This is a genomic window from Ensifer sp. LC384 (assembly GCF_001695865.1).
Lineage (GTDB): Bacteria > Pseudomonadota > Alphaproteobacteria > Rhizobiales > Rhizobiaceae > Ensifer.
This window is the reverse complement of record NZ_MBST01000025.1, coordinates 21,604-34,716: the sequence shown is the minus strand read 5'-3', so window position 1 is coordinate 34,716 and position 13,113 is coordinate 21,604. Positions and strand designations below refer to the sequence as shown.

General features: G+C 62.8%; 13 protein-coding genes. 11 read left to right on the top strand and 2 right to left on the bottom strand.

Features of this window, described 5'->3' with window-relative positions:
• Positions 1–12 precede the first annotated feature (12 nt).
• Positions 13–1,059, bottom strand: coding sequence for a LysR substrate-binding domain-containing protein (locus BC363_RS19870; RefSeq protein WP_065783645.1), 1,047 nt, complete (start codon positions 1,057–1,059; stop codon positions 13–15).
• Between the two features lie 225 nt (positions 1,060–1,284).
• Here BC363_RS19870 and speB point away from each other — a divergent pair, with 225 nt between their 5' ends.
• The 11 genes from speB (at position 1,285) to BC363_RS19815 (ending at position 11,203) form a co-directional block, all read left to right on the top strand.
• Positions 1,285–2,346: an agmatinase gene (speB, locus tag BC363_RS19865; protein ID WP_065783646.1), complete on the top strand. Its 1,062-nt coding sequence runs from the start codon at positions 1,285–1,287 to the stop codon at positions 2,344–2,346.
• 93 nt (positions 2,347–2,439) lie between these two features.
• A complete protein-coding gene (locus BC363_RS19860; protein WP_065783647.1) occupies positions 2,440–3,234 on the top strand; it encodes a transporter substrate-binding domain-containing protein in 795 nt (264 codons plus the stop codon).
• 62 nt (positions 3,235–3,296) lie between these two features.
• Entirely contained in the window at positions 3,297–3,965 is a 669-nt protein-coding gene (locus BC363_RS19855) for an amino acid ABC transporter permease (RefSeq protein WP_065783648.1), read from the top strand.
• Positions 3,962–4,609, top strand: a complete 648-nt coding sequence (locus tag BC363_RS19850; RefSeq protein ID WP_065783649.1) for an amino acid ABC transporter permease — start codon at positions 3,962–3,964, stop codon at positions 4,607–4,609. Before BC363_RS19855 ends, BC363_RS19850 begins: the two co-directional genes overlap by 4 nt.
• Positions 4,610–4,682: 73 nt before the next feature.
• Positions 4,683–5,762, top strand: coding sequence for an ABC transporter substrate-binding protein (locus BC363_RS19845; protein ID WP_065783681.1), 1,080 nt, complete (start codon positions 4,683–4,685; stop codon positions 5,760–5,762).
• Between the two features lie 125 nt (positions 5,763–5,887).
• Positions 5,888–6,925, top strand: coding sequence for an ABC transporter ATP-binding protein (locus tag BC363_RS19840; RefSeq protein ID WP_065783650.1), 1,038 nt, complete (start codon positions 5,888–5,890; stop codon positions 6,923–6,925).
• The gene (locus BC363_RS19835; RefSeq protein WP_065783651.1) at positions 6,922–7,776 is read left to right on the top strand and encodes an ABC transporter permease; all 855 of its coding nucleotides are present in this window, start codon (positions 6,922–6,924) and stop codon (positions 7,774–7,776) included. Before BC363_RS19840 ends, BC363_RS19835 begins: the two co-directional genes overlap by 4 nt.
• Positions 7,773–8,573, top strand: coding sequence for an ABC transporter permease (locus tag BC363_RS19830; RefSeq protein ID WP_065783652.1), 801 nt, complete (start codon positions 7,773–7,775; stop codon positions 8,571–8,573). Before BC363_RS19835 ends, BC363_RS19830 begins: the two co-directional genes overlap by 4 nt.
• Complete coding sequence (locus BC363_RS19825; RefSeq protein WP_065783653.1) at positions 8,570–9,349, top strand: carbon-nitrogen hydrolase family protein; 780 nt, start codon at positions 8,570–8,572, stop codon at positions 9,347–9,349. The genes BC363_RS19830 and BC363_RS19825 overlap by 4 nt, the downstream gene beginning before the upstream one ends.
• A 215-nt stretch (positions 9,350–9,564) precedes the next feature.
• Entirely contained in the window at positions 9,565–10,518 is a 954-nt protein-coding gene (locus tag BC363_RS19820; protein ID WP_065783683.1) for a ring-cleaving dioxygenase, read from the top strand.
• 121 nt (positions 10,519–10,639) lie between these two features.
• Positions 10,640–11,203, top strand: a complete 564-nt coding sequence (locus BC363_RS19815) for an NADPH-dependent FMN reductase (protein ID WP_065783685.1) — start codon at positions 10,640–10,642, stop codon at positions 11,201–11,203.
• A gap of 293 nt (positions 11,204–11,496) precedes the next feature.
• Here the strand turns inward: BC363_RS19815 and BC363_RS19810 are convergent, their stop codons facing one another.
• Positions 11,497–13,053: a VOC family protein gene (locus BC363_RS19810; RefSeq protein WP_065783654.1), complete on the bottom strand. Its 1,557-nt coding sequence runs from the start codon at positions 13,051–13,053 to the stop codon at positions 11,497–11,499.
• Positions 13,054–13,113 lie beyond the last annotated feature (60 nt).

Below are 13,113 nucleotides of genomic sequence, written 5' to 3'. Positions count from 1 at the left end.
TGTTCCTATGTCTCAGGCTTTGTTCTTGCGTTTCTGTGGGCGGTCCAGCCGCCGGCCACGGGCCGGGGCTGAAACCGGCTGAAAACCGTCGTTTACCGATTTACGGTCTGTCGGATCGGATTTCGAGGCTCGGCTGCGAATAATCGTGCGCGCCGAAGTCTGGAGTTCCGGCATCGGGTCGTTTTCCAGCGCCGAGAACATCCAGTCGATGAAGATGCGCACGATCGGCGCGGCCAGTACCTCGTTGCGGCAGGCGACGTAAAAGGCGTCGTTGGCCGGAACCGTCAGGTCGAAAGGCGCGATCAGTTCGCCGCGCGCGATCAGGCTGCCGGCGGTGATGGTGTCGCCGAGCGCGACACCCTGATTGTGCAGCGCCGCTTCGGTCGAAAGCCGCGCATCGCTCATGAAATGCTGGCGGCCGCGCTGCAGGTCGCTGGCGTCGGCTGCCGCCAGCCAGGTGTTCCATTCGCGGCCGTCGTCGCCATGCAGCATCACATGGTCGCGCAGGTCGCGCACGGAGCGCAACGGCCGCATGTTCAGCAATGTCGGGCTGACCACCGGGAACAGTTCCAGCCGGCTCCAGAGCTTCGACCAGCAGCCAGGCCAGTTGCCGTCGCCGTAGATCAGGCAGACGTCGACATCGGACGCATCGAGATAGGCGGCGTCATTGGAGGCGATCAGGGTCAGGCGCACGTCGGGAAACTGCTCGGTGAAGAGATGCAGACGCGGGATCAGCCAGAAGGAGAGCAGGGCGGGAACGCAGGTGATGCGCAATTCGCCGCTGGTCGTCGGGCGCGTCATGGCCGCTGTCGCCGCAGCGATCTCGGCAAACGCATGGGTGACGGCCGGCAGCAGCAGGGCGCCCTGCGGCGTCAGTTTCAGCCGCTTGCCGCCGCGCTCGAACAGCGTGGCGTTGATCGACAGTTCGAGCGCGCGGATCTGGTGGCTGATGGCGCCATGCGTCACGTTCAGTTCGCGCGCGGCAGCCGACACGGAGCCACGGCGCGCCGTTGCCTCGAAGGCGCGCAAGGGGTTCAAAGGCGGCAGGCGGCTGGACAAGGAGGTCAGTTCCGGCGGGCTGTTGTTATGTGAATTTTTCTCACACGAAACGCTATAACAATGTCAATTGATTTTCCAGAGGATTTGTCACCTAATGCTGGTCAACAAGGGCAAAAAAAGCCTGGGGAACATGATTGCGCCGGAGAGAACCGGCCCCATCCGCAGATAATGATCTGTGGCGCCTTTGTGCGCATTCCCCGGCTGACATGACGGAGGTTTGTAAGGATGGCCTGGGACGAAAAGAAGCTTGGCGAACTCAAGGCGAAATACGGCGAGAGCCATGGCGGCGAACTGTTCGACCCGACTTTCCGCCGCGTCGCCGACAAGATCTTCACCAAGAGCGGCACGCGCCTTGCGCCCTATTCCGGCATCCCGACATTCCTGACCGCGCCGCATATGGCTGTCGATGCCGACGAGCCTGATTTCGGCAATCTGCAGGTCGCGATCGTCGGCATTCCGATGGATCTCGGCGTCACCAACCGTCCGGGTTCGCGCTTCGGACCGCGGGCGTTGCGTTCGATCGAGCGCATCGGCCCCTACAACCACGTGCTCGGCTGCGCGCCGGTTCACGAACTGCGTGTTGCCGACATCGGCGACGTGCCGTTCCAGAGCCGCTACCGGCTGGAACTCAGCCACGAGGACATCGAAAAGCGCTTTAACCAGATCGTCGATGCCGGCGTCATTCCGCTGTCGGTCGGTGGCGACCATTCGATCACCCATCCGATCCTGAAGGCCGTCGGCAAGAAGAAGCCGGTCGGCATGATCCATATCGATGCCCATTGCGACACCGGCGGCGCCTATGACCTCACCAAGTTCCACCACGGCGGTCCGTTCCGCAACGCGGTGCTCGACGGCGTGCTCGACCCGACCCGCGTGGTGCAGATCGGCATCCGCGGCTCGGCCGAATATCTCTGGGAGTTCTCCTACGAGTCCGGCATGACCGTCATCCATGCGGAGGAAGTGACCGGTCTCGGCATTCCCGCGATCATCGAGAAGGCGAAGAAGATTGTCGGCGACGGCCCGACCTATCTCTCCTTCGACATCGACAGCCTCGATCCGAGCTTTGCGCCGGGCACCGGCACGCCTGAGGTCGGCGGCCTCACCACCCGCGAAGTGCTGGAACTGATCCGCGGCTTCAAGGGCGTCAACCTGGTTGGCGGCGACGTCGTCGAGGTCGCGCCGCAGTATGACTCGACGACCAACACGGCGCATGCCGGCGCCCAGGTTCTGTTCGAGATACTCAGCCTCATGGTCTTCAGCCCGGCCGTTACCGGCAAGTCCGCCTGACGCCTGAGAAAAAGATTGTCGGCTGCCGGACTGGAAGCGGCGGCCGGCCAACAAATGCCACAACCAACAATGCTTCCGGACAGGGGAACGACAATGACAATTCACAAGACGATGAAAGCAGCATTCGCCGCCGCTCTGATGCTGGGCGCGGCAACCGGTATCGCGCGTGCCGACGCGCTGGCCGACATCAAGTCGGCGGGCCAGATCAATGTCGGCATCTTCTCGGACTTCCCGCCCTTCTCCTCGGCCAGTGCCGATATGAGCATCAAGGGATATGACGTCGATGTCGCCCAGCAGATTGCCGACGGCCTCGGCGTCAAGCTCAACCTGGTCAGCGTCACCGGCCAGAACCGCATTCCCTATCTCAACGACAAGCGTGTCGACATCCTGATGAGCGTCGGCTTCTCGAAGGAACGGGCGGAGGTGATCGACTTCGCTGCGGCTTACGCGCCTTACTACATCGCCGTCATCGGTCCGGCCGAACTCAAAGTGGCTGGCAAGGATGACCTGGCCGACAAGACGATCGCCGTCAACCGCGGCACGCTCGAAGATACCTCGCTGACCGAGGCGGCGCCGTCGACGGCTGAGATTCAGCGCTTCGACAACTACAATGCCGTGATCCAGGCATTCATCTCCGGCCAGACCCAGCTGATGGTCGTCGGCAACGACGTCGGCGCGCAGGTGCTTGCCCGCCAGGAAGCGCTGAAGCCGGAGCAGAAGTTCCAGCTCTTGACCTCGCCCTCGCATATCGGCCTCAACAAGAACGAGGAAGGCCTGAAGACGGCCGTCAACGACGCCGTCGCCAAGATGCTTGCCGACGGCAAGCTGAACGCCAGCTCCGAGGCCTGGCTGAAGACGTCGCTCAACCCCGAAAACCTCAAGGACTAATCAGTACTTGACGCCCACGGGGACATGCGTCTCCGTGGGCTTTTCGGGGGAAGGTTGCGACGATGGGTTACGGCCTCGATTTCGGGTGGCTTCGGGACGCCGCGGGCGCAATCGCCCATGGCGCCGCGATGACGCTCTTTCTGATCGCCTGCACGACGGTGCTCGGCATTTTGATCAGCATTCTCTTTGCCGCCGCCCGCCGCAGCCGCTACGGCGTCTTGCGCAAGGCGGTTGCCGTCTATGTCGAAGTGATCCGCAACACGCCGTTTCTGGTGCAGTTGTTCTTCATCTTCTTCGGTCTGCCGAGCATCGGCATCCGGCTCGATCCGATCGTCGCCGCGATCCTGGCGATGACGCTCAACATGGCGGCCTACACCACGGAGATCGTCGGCGCCGGGCTCGATGCCGTGCCGAAGGGCCAGGGTGAGGCGGCGTTTGCACTCGGCCTCAGGCGACGCCAAGTGTTCGTCAAGATCATCCTGCCGCAGGCGCTGAAGGTCATCTTTCCGGCGCTCGTCAGCCAGGTGATCATCATGATGCTGGAATCGGCCGTCGTTTCGCAGATCGCGGTGCGGGAGCTTGCCCATGAGGCCGACCTGCTGCAGGCGCGAACCTTCCGTTCGTTCGAGACCTATTTCGTCGTCACACTGATCTATCTCGGCCTGTCGATGGCGATCCGCCGTCTGTTCGTCGCCAGCGGCCGGCGGATGCTCGGAGCGGGCGTGTCATGATCGAATTCACCTTCTGGGACATCCTGCGCAACCTGGTGTTCGCCACCCGCTGGACGCTGCTTCTGTCCCTCGTCGCCTTTGCCGGCGGGGCCGCCGTCGGCCTCATGATCCTGTTCGCGCGCATATCGAAACAGACGTGGCTGCGCCGTTTCGGCTCGGGCTACATCGCGCTCTTTCAGGGCACGCCGCTGCTGATGCAACTGTTCCTGATGTTCTTCGGCCTGCCGATGCTCGGCTTTCGCATCGAACCGTGGACTGCCGCGGCACTGGGGCTGACCTTCTATGCCAGCGCCTATCTCGCCGAGATCTGGCGCGGCGGCGTCGAAGCGCTGCCACTCGGTCAATGGGATGCCGGCGCCAGCCTCGGGCTGCACCGCCTGCAGGAACTGCGTCTGGTGATCCTGCCGCAGGCGTTCGCGATCACCCGGCCGCCGGCCGTCGGCTTTCTCGTCCAGCTTATCAAGAGCACGGCGCTGACGTCGATCATCGGCTTCGAGGAGCTTCTCAGAACTGCGAATGCGATCAATAATGCAACCTTCGAACCTTTCACGGTCTATGGGCTGGTCGCGGTGATCTTCTTCGTGCTGTGTTATCCACTGACGCAATATGCACGGACGCTGGAGCGCAAAATGCCCGCGCACTGAGACCGAAAATGTGCAAGAAATCAAAGAGAACAGGGAACAAGGCGGATCACCGCCGAAACAAAGGAGACAGATGATGATCACCACTTCCATCAAGCGCCGCACGCTGCTCGGTGCTGGCCTTGCCGGCGCCTCGATGCTGGCCATGCCCTCGGTGCTGCGCGCCCAGGAGAAGTCGCTGAAGGTCGGCGTTTACGGCGGCTATTTCAAAACCTCGTTTGACAAGAACATCTTCCCCGAATTCACCAAGGCGACGGGTATCGCCATCGAATCGATCGCCGAGCCGACCGGCGAAGCCTGGCTCGTCCAGCTGGAGCAGGCCGCTCGTGCCGGCCAGGCCCCGGCCGACGTTTCGATGATGTCGCAGGTGGCAATGCTCAAGGGCCAGTCGACCGATCTGTGGACGCCGATCGATATGGCGAAGATCAAGAACGGCTCGAACCTGCTCGACCGCTTCGTCAACAAGTACCCGGACGGCCGCATCGCTGGTATCGGGGCCGTCTCCTGGTACATCACGCTGGTGACCAATACCGATGTCTACAAGGAAGCGCCGACCTCCTGGTCCGCCTTCTGGGATCCGGCGAACGCTGACAAGCTGGGCCTGTTGGCGCTGGTCTCCAACTCCTTCCTGCTCGAAGTGACGGCAAAGACCTTCATGGGCGGCACCAATGCGCTCGATACCGAAGAGGGCCTTCTCAAGGCCTTCGAAAAGCTTGCCGAAGTGAAACCGAACGTTCGGCTCTGGTATCGCGACGAAGCGCAATTCGAGCAGTCGCTGAAGTCGGGCGAAATCCCGATGGGCCAGTACTACCACGACGTGACCGGTCTTGCCGCTGCCGACGGCAATCCGGTGCGCTCGACCTTCCCGAAGGAAGGCGGCATCCAGGATTCCGGTTGCTGGGCGCTGTCGCGCGCGTCGCAGAAGTCCGAGGAAGCCCATATCTTCATCGACTACATGTGCCAGCCTTCGATCCAGGCGACGCTGTCGCGCAAGGTCGGGACGTCGCCGACCGTCCAGCGCGAAGTCACCGACCTCACGGACAAGGAGTTCGCATCCGTTTCGTCGGACATCGAGCCGATCGTGCCGCGCTACGACCTCTACCAGACCAAGTCGGATTGGCTGAACCAGAAGTGGACCGAGCTGATCGTCGGCTGATGACAAGAGTTGGCCCGCCACCATCCACGGGGCGGGCCGGAGCTTAAACGAAGGGGAGGGCATGGCCTTCATCTCCCCTTACTACCCCTCCCGCAATCGGGAGGGGCCTATCCCGCGGAGAGACAATGTCCGGACTTGCCCTTCAAAACGTCGTCAAGGAATTCGGATCCTTCAGAGCCGTCAACAATGTCGACCTCAACGTGCCGCACGGGACGTTCGTCTGCATGCTCGGCCCGTCCGGCTGCGGCAAGACCACGCTTCTGCGCATGATCGCCGGCCTTGACCTGCCGACCGGCGGGGCGATCCAGCTCGACGGCGACGACATCACCCATGTGCCGACGCACAAGCGCAATCTCGGCATGGTGTTTCAATCGCTGGCGCTTTTCCCGCATCTGACCGTCGGCGAGAACATCGCCTATCCCTTGCGCATCCGCGGTGCGGCAAAGGAAGACCAGAAGAAGCGGGTCGACGAGCTGCTGTCGATGATCCACCTGTCCGGCTACGCCGACAGGCCCGTCGCCAAGCTCTCCGGCGGCCAGCGCCAGCGTGTCGCGATTGCCCGGGCGCTTGCGATCTCGCCCAAGCTTTTCCTTCTCGATGAGCCGCTCTCCGCACTCGATGCCAAGCTGCGCGAGGCGATGCAGGTGGAACTGCGCCAGCTGCAGCAGAAGCTCGGCATCACCACCATTGTCGTCACTCACGATCAGCGCGAGGCGATGACCATGGCCGACACGGTCGTCGTCATGAATGGCGGCGAGATCCGCCAGGCGGCGTCGCCGATCGAGATCTACCGTCGCCCGGCCGATAGTTTCGTCGCCGATTTCATCGGCCAGACCAATCTTCTCGAACTGCAGGCCGACAGTGCCGGCCGTGTCGAAGTGCTGGGGCAGCCGATCGCCGGTCTCTCTCTGCCGGCTGGCGCTTCCAAGGGCACGCTGTCGGTTCGCCCTGAAGATGTGCATCTGACCGCGCCCGGTGCCGGCGCATTGACCGGCAAGGTCACCTTCGTGCGCGATCTCGGCGGCACGATCGAAACCTTCGTCGACATTGCCGGCCGGCAGATCGTCGCGGTCTCGACGCCGCGCGCCCGGCCGGACGTCACCGTCGGCCAGGAGGTCGGCATCGCGCTTACCCCTGACGTTTGCGTGGTCTTGAAGAAATGAGACGCGAACCGCCCCAAACCCTTGGCGATTACGCGCCGCTCCTCTTTCCCGCGGCGATGCTGACCATCTTCTTCGTCGTGCCCTTCGGCACCATGATCGCCGTCAGCTTCTTCCAGCGCCAGCAGGGCGGCTTCTATACGCCGGCCTTCGTCTTCGACAATTATGCGCGCTTCCTTTCCGCCTTCTTCGGCGGCGTGCTCGGCTTCTCGCTCCTGTTGGCGATTACCGTTGCGATCTGCTGCGTCGTGCTGGCGTTGCCGTTTACCTACATGCTGACGCGGATGGGACGAAAGGTGCAGGTGGTCTGGCTGGTGGCGCTCTTGTCGATCCTGTCGCTGTCGGAAGTCATCATCGGCTTTGCCTGGTCGACGCTGTTTTCGCGCACGGCCGGCATCACCAACATTCTGGTGGCGCTCGGCATCATGAGCGAGGCGAAGGCGCTGACGCCGAGTTTCGGCGCGGTGTTGACCGGCATGGTCTACCAGGCTTTCCCCTATACGGTGCTCGTGCTCTTCCCTGCGCTTGTGCGGCTTGACCCAACGCTGACGGAAGCGGCCCGGACGCTCGGCGCATCGCCGCTCAAGGCCTTCTTCACCGTCGTCGTGCCGGCGCTCAGAAACACCATTACCGCAACGCTGATCATGGTCTTCATCTTTGCGCTCGGCTCCTACCTGCTGCCGCAACTGCTCGGTCGTCCGCAGCATTGGACGCTGTCGGTGCTGATCACCGACCAGGCGATCTACCAGTCGAACATGCCTTTCGCGGCGGCCATGGCGGTGTTCCTGGTGCTGGTGACGCTCGGGCTCGTGGCGCTGACCGTGATTGCCGGACGCAAGGGAGAAGCGGCATGACCACGATCTTCCGCAAGGCCTATTTCTTCCTGATCGGGCTCTTCCTGGCGCTGCCGCTGATCGTCGTGGCCGGTGTCTCGGTCAATGCCAAGCAGACGCTCGCCTTTCCGCCGCAGGGCTTTTCGCTGTCCTGGTATGGCGAGATCTTCCTCAATCCCGAATGGCGCAGCGCGCTTTTCGCCTCCGTCACGCTGGCACTGCTGTCGGCGGCATTTGCGGTTGCGATCGCGCTGCCGCTCGCCTGGTTCCTCTGGCGGCGGATCGCGCCCTGGGCCAATATCTTCCAGCTGCTCGGCGTCGCCCCCTTCACGCTGCCGCCCGTCATCACGGCGCTGGGCCTGCTCACTTTCTGGGCGACGGTCGGCTTCTACGGCCAACCCTGGACGGCGGTCGTCAGCCACGCGATCTTCTTCGTGACGCTGCCATTGGTGACGCTGTCGCTCGGCTTCACCTCGATCGACCGATCGCTGGTCGAGGCAGCCGCGACGATGGGGGCCGACGAACGCACGATCTTCCGCACCATCGTCTTGCCGCTGATCCTGCCCTATATCGTCTCGGGCTATGCGTTTGCCTTCGTGCTCTCGCTCAACGAATATATCGTCGCCTATATGACCGTCGGCTTCACCATGGAAACGCTGCCGATCAAGATCTTCAACGCGCTTCGCTACGGCTACACGCCGACGATGGCGTCGGTGACGATCCTGTTCGTCACCACGGCAGCCGTGATCTTCGGTCTCGTCGCCCGCTTCGGTGACCTGCCGAAGCTGCTGGGCGCCATGTCGTCGGACGGAAAATGATGAAACTCGCCGCTCTCCAGATGCAATCTGTCTGCGGCGATGTCGCCGCCAATCTCGACCGCCTTGCGCGAGCGGCGAAGGAGGCGGCAGCGAAAGAGGCGACGCTGCTAATGACGCCAGAACTCGGCCTTACCGGCTACGGCGCGGGGGACGCGATCCGCGATCTCGCCGAGCCGGCGGACGGGCCGATCGTGCAGCGCCTGGCGCAAATATCGCGGGAAAACGGCATCGCGCTGATCGCCGGTTTTGCCGAGCTCGATGGCAACGACATCTATAACAGTGCCGTCTATGTCGATGGCGATGCGACGCCGACGGTCTACCGAAAATCGCATCTCTACGGCAACTACGAGCGCACGCTGTTTACGGCCGAGAAACCGTCGACAGGGCTGTTCGTCCATCGTGGCGTCACCTGCGGCATGCTGATCTGCTACGACGTCGAGTTTCCGGAGAATGTCCGCAGGCTGGCATTGGCAGGCGCCGAAGCCGTGCTGGTGCCGACGGCGTTGCCGGCCGGATGGTCGGGCACCTTCATCACCGATCACATGATCCAGACGCGTGCGTTCGAGAACCAGGTCTTCGTCGCCTATATCAACCATTGCGGTTCCGACCCGCTGTTTTCCTTTGCCGGCCTGTCGCGCATCGCATCGCCAGACGGACAGGTGCTCGCAAAGGGTGACGCCGGTCACGAAACGCTGATTTTCGCCGACATCAATCCGGCGAGCTTCGCGATCTCGCGAATGGAGAATACCTACCTGGGTGACCTGAACCGCGCTTAGAGCGTTTCCGGTTTGGGCGGAGTCGTGGAAACGCTCTATCTCCTTGTTTACGCATTTCCTGACGGAAAGCAGCTTCGCACTTTTCCTGGAAATGCTCCGAGACGGGCGGAGATCGTTCACTCCGGAAGAACATTCCGTTCGTCATTGTCTACTTTCGCAATCGCAGCGCCGACCCATATTGTGCTCAACGGAAAAGCCACACATTGGAGGCAATCATGAGTTTGCAACTGACGGGTATTCACCATCTGACCGCGATCACCGCGAACGCGCCGGAGAACCTGCGCTTCTACACCAAGGTTCTCGGCCTGCGCCTGGTCAAGAAGACCGTCAACCAGGACGATACCACCGCCTATCACCTCTTTTATGCCGACGGCAAAGCGACGCCCGGCACTGACCTGACCTTCTTCGACTGGCCGGTCGGGAGCGAAGGTCGCGGCACGCACAGCATCTCGCGCACCGGCCTGCGCGTCGGCAGTGCCGACAGCGTTCGCTGGTGGAAGGGTCGCCTCGACGAGATGAAGGTGACTGCCAGCGACGTGAGCGAAATCGACGGGCGCACCTCGCTCGACTTCGAGGACGGCGAAGGCCAGCGCTTCCGGTTGATCGACGACGGTGGTCTTTCGCCTTCGCACCCCTGGGAGAGAAGCCCGGTCCCGGCCGAGCACCAGATCAAGGGTCTTGGGCCCATCACCATCAGCGTTCCTGACATCACCAATACCGAATTGGTGCTGACTCAGGTGATGAACATGACCGAAGCGAGACGCTATCCGTCGCCGGATGGCGAGGGCCAGGTGCATGTGTTCTCGATGGGCGAGGGTGGTCCGGCGGCCGAGCTGCATGTTGCCGTTCAGCCGGGCCTGCCGATCGCCCGCCAAGGGGCCGGCGCCGTGCATCACGTCGCCTTCCGTGCGCCGGATACGCATGCGCTGACGGCGTGGACGGAGCGCCTGCAGGGCTTCCGCCTGCCGTCGAGCGGTGAGGTCGAGCGCTACTATTTCCGTTCGCTCTATTTCCGCGAGCCGAACGGCGTGCTGTTCGAGATCGCCACCGACGGACCGGGTTTTGCCGTCGACGAACCGATGGAGACGCTGGGCGAAAGCCTTTCGCTGCCGCCGTTCCTGGAGCCGAAACGAGCCCAGATCGAGGCGCGGCTGAAGCCGCTGGAGTAACGATCGAAAACAGAAAGCCGGGGCTCGTCCCCGGCTTTTTCCGTCTTATATCCCTCTGATCCCATTGGCTTTGCCGCCGCGTCGACCCATGATGGCGGCAACAAGCAAAAAGGGTCAGATCATGGTGAAACTCCTCGGCATATCCGGAAGCCTCAGGCAGGCGTCGTTCAACACCGGCCTGATGATGGCCGCCGCTGCCGGTGCGCCCGATGGTGTCGAATTCGAAACCGCGACGCTGCATGGCATTCCGCTCTATGACGGCGATTTGGAAGCCAGGGACGGAATCCCAGAGGCTGTCACCGCGCTGAAACAAAAGATCATGGCGGCTGATGGCGTGATCCTGTTCACACCGGAATACAACAATTCGATGCCGGGTGTTTTCAAGAATGCGATTGATTGGTTGAGTCGGCCCTCCGCCGATATCGCCAAGGTGTTTCGTGGCCGGCACTTTGCGCTGGCGGGCGCGTCGCCGGGCAATTTCGGCACGATCCTCAGCCAGAACGCCTGGCTTCCGGTGATGCGCACGCTGGGGGCGGAACTCTGGTCGGGCAAGCGGCTGATGCTGCCGCGTGCGGAAACCCTGTTTAATCAGGATGGGGTGCTGACGGACGCTGAGGCGGGCGACCGCCTGCGCGCCTTCGTCAAGGCTTTCGCCGATTTTGCCGGGGCGCAGAGCGGCAGGTAGGGGCTCCAGTCCTGAGGGCCGCTTTAGGTGGGGCCACGGCAACAAGCCATCTCCTGCTTTTTACGCACTGACGGAAACCGCTTCGCTTTTTTTGCTAGAAATGCTCTCACGAAAGACTGAATTTTGTCATCCTCGGGCTTGACCCGAGGATCCACAATGGTTGTGCGCAAGGACCCGTTTTGCGCTCAGAGCCCGGGGGCACGGATGCTCGGGTCAAGCCCGAGCATGACGCAGAGAACGGGTCGCCGTCTATCGGTCTGCACTGAACCGAACCGCCGACGGCCCGCAAGCGCTCAAGCGCCGCTTTCTGCCAGCCATTGCTGGATGGCAGCGATGTCGGGGGCACCGATTTCGTGCCCCATGTCGAGATCAATGGCCGTGAGCCTTGCACCGGTCTTCTCCAGCTCGGCTTTCAGGCGCGGCGCAAACTCACCGTAGCTGTCGCTACGGCCGGTCAGGAGCAGAATATCCGTGCCAGTGAGATCCGGCGTCGGCATATCGTCGAGCACGATCATCGAGCGCATCAGCACCACGTGCCGGATCAGCCCCGGATGCAAGGTCATCAACGCGACCAGCAGATTGGCGCCGTTGGAATAGCCGATGAACACGGCCTTCGCGAGATCGATGCCGTAGCCGTCGCGCGCGCCTTCGAGAAAGGCGGCAAAGGCATCGGCCTCGGCGCGGGCGTCCTTCTGGTCGAAGGTGGTCGAGGAATAGCGCCGGAACCAGCGCGGCGAGCCTTCTTCGTTGGAACGGCCGCGAACACCGAGGAGCGTTGCCTGGCCGTCCACCTGATGGCCGAGGTGAAGGAGTTGCGTCTCGTTGCCGCCGCTGCCGTGCAGGAGCACGAAGGTGCGCTCGTCGGGCGTATCAGGATGATAGAAGCGGTGAACGAAGGGAAGATCCCGTTCCGTCAGGCGCGGCTCGCCCGGTAGCGCGAACTGCGGCAGGCTGACCAGCGTTTCCGCGGTCCGGTCCGCAAAATGGGCAGGGATGAACAGCCGCGTGCCGAGCGTCTCCTTGGGCTCTTCGATCGTAAAGCCGGGCTTGTCGGTTGCAAACTCATAGAGCGAGCCACCGGGTTCGCGGACATAGAGCGAGAAGAAGTACTTGCGATCATGGGCGTTGATGACGCCGGCATCGTCGCGCTTCAGGTCGTCGCGGACCTTCAGCACGGTGTCCTTGTCCGGGGCGCGAAAGGCAATGTGGTCGATCGTGCCGGTTCCGGGTGCCGAGGTCCAGAAACCGGTGGCGTCGCGCACGTCGATGATGTCGCCCGATTGGGAGGTGAAGCGGCGGATCGTGTCGGTGGCGCCGGTTTCGACATAGCCGAAATGCGTGGCGAGGAAACGGGCGGATTCGGTCGGCTGCTCGGTCAGGATCGTGGCGCCGCGCAGGCGCCGGATCGCGTCCGCCTCGGGAATATCGCGCGTGCTCCAGGGTGCTGCAGCGGGCAGCGCGTCGGTGCCCACGAGCTTGACGATGACGCCATCGGGGTCCTTGAGCCGCAGCACCGGTTCGCCGAATTCTTGGGCGGGACCGGAAATCTTGATGTTGTACTGGAGCGCCCGCGTCAGCCAGAAGCCGATGCTTTCCGGCGCGATGGCAAAGGCGATCTCGCTCGGCTGGCCGTGGCCGACACGTCCGGGCGCGCCGTCTTCCCACATCAGGAAGGTTACGAGCGAGCCGGGCGAACCCTCGGCGTCGCCATAGAAGAGATGAAGCTGGGTGGCATCCTCGTAGCCGCCGGTTCGCTTCACCAGGCGCAGGCCGAGGAAGCCGACGTAAAAGTCGACATTTGCCTGCACCTTGCGGGCGATCAGCGTGATGTGGTGGATGCCGCTCGTCATTTTTCGTCTCCCGATATCATGCCTCACAAACCACATGCGGGTCAGCCGCGCCAGAACCGC

Bases quoted from the DNA above. Each gene is read 5' to 3' on its own strand.
- BC363_RS19820 (WP_065783683.1), top strand. From the start codon at position 9,565: ATGAGTTTGCAACTGACGGGTATTCACCATCTGACCGCGATCACCGCG.
- BC363_RS19835 (WP_065783651.1), top strand. From the start codon at position 6,922: ATGAGACGCGAACCGCCCCAAACCCTTGGCGATTACGCGCCGCTCCTC.
- speB (WP_065783646.1), top strand. From the start codon at position 1,285: ATGGCCTGGGACGAAAAGAAGCTTGGCGAACTCAAGGCGAAATACGGC.
- BC363_RS19810 (WP_065783654.1), bottom strand. From the start codon at position 13,053: ATGACGAGCGGCATCCACCACATCACGCTGATCGCCCGCAAGGTGCAG.
- BC363_RS19825 (WP_065783653.1), top strand. From the start codon at position 8,570: ATGATGAAACTCGCCGCTCTCCAGATGCAATCTGTCTGCGGCGATGTC.
- BC363_RS19850 (WP_065783649.1), top strand. From the start codon at position 3,962: ATGATCGAATTCACCTTCTGGGACATCCTGCGCAACCTGGTGTTCGCC.
- BC363_RS19840 (WP_065783650.1), top strand. From the start codon at position 5,888: ATGTCCGGACTTGCCCTTCAAAACGTCGTCAAGGAATTCGGATCCTTC.
- BC363_RS19815 (WP_065783685.1), top strand. From the start codon at position 10,640: ATGGTGAAACTCCTCGGCATATCCGGAAGCCTCAGGCAGGCGTCGTTC.
- BC363_RS19860 (WP_065783647.1), top strand. From the start codon at position 2,440: ATGACAATTCACAAGACGATGAAAGCAGCATTCGCCGCCGCTCTGATG.
- BC363_RS19855 (WP_065783648.1), top strand. From the start codon at position 3,297: ATGGGTTACGGCCTCGATTTCGGGTGGCTTCGGGACGCCGCGGGCGCA.
- BC363_RS19830 (WP_065783652.1), top strand. From the start codon at position 7,773: ATGACCACGATCTTCCGCAAGGCCTATTTCTTCCTGATCGGGCTCTTC.
- BC363_RS19845 (WP_065783681.1), top strand. From the start codon at position 4,683: ATGATCACCACTTCCATCAAGCGCCGCACGCTGCTCGGTGCTGGCCTT.